1 protein-coding gene is annotated in these 537 nt (G+C 79.7%); it reads left to right on the top strand.

The window, feature by feature from the left end; all coding sequences use genetic code 11:
• Positions 1 to 98 precede the first annotated feature (98 nt).
• A partial coding sequence (locus GTQ99_RS23890; RefSeq protein ID WP_205708145.1) for a hypothetical protein occupies positions 99 to 537 on the top strand: 439 nt, incomplete at its 3' end.

The following is a 537-nucleotide window of genomic DNA, read 5'->3' as shown; positions in this document are numbered from 1 at the left end:
GCCCCCGCGGACCCCTCGCCGGGCCCCCGGCGCGGGGTCCGCCGGATTCACCCGTCCGGAGCACTCAAGTCCCGCCGCGCGGCTGCCGATGAGGGGCCATGACCGAGAGCAGCTCCCCGCGCCGGACGGGTGACCTGGACGGCGCCCGCCGGGCACGCGCGGTGGCCCCGCGCGTGCCCGGCGGCGGGGTGCGGCTCGCGGTCACGACGGCCGTCGTGGTGGCCGTCCTGTCGATCGTGGCGTCGTCGGCCGTCGGGTTCCAGGACCCCTCGGCCGTGGTCTGGTGGCCGGCCGCGGGGGCGGCCCTGGCACTGGCCGTGCGGCGCCCGGCCCGGCGGTGGTGGTGCGTCGCCGGGACGCTCGTCGGGACCGTGGCGGCCAGCCACGTGCTCGGCGTCGACAGGGCGGACACCGCGGTGTTCGCGAGCGCGCAGGCGCTGCAGTGCGGGGTCGGCGGTGCGCTGGTCTCCGTGCTCTGCGGAGGGGAGCCGGCGCGCTTGCGCAGGGGTCGTGACGCGTGGCGGTTGCTGGCGGGGG

This window comes from Kineococcus vitellinus, from assembly GCF_009906315.1.
Lineage (GTDB): Bacteria > Actinomycetota > Actinomycetes > Actinomycetales > Kineococcaceae > Kineococcus > Kineococcus vitellinus.
The sequence above is the reverse complement of the archived record's forward strand: the minus strand, read 5'-3'. Positions and strand labels throughout refer to the sequence as shown.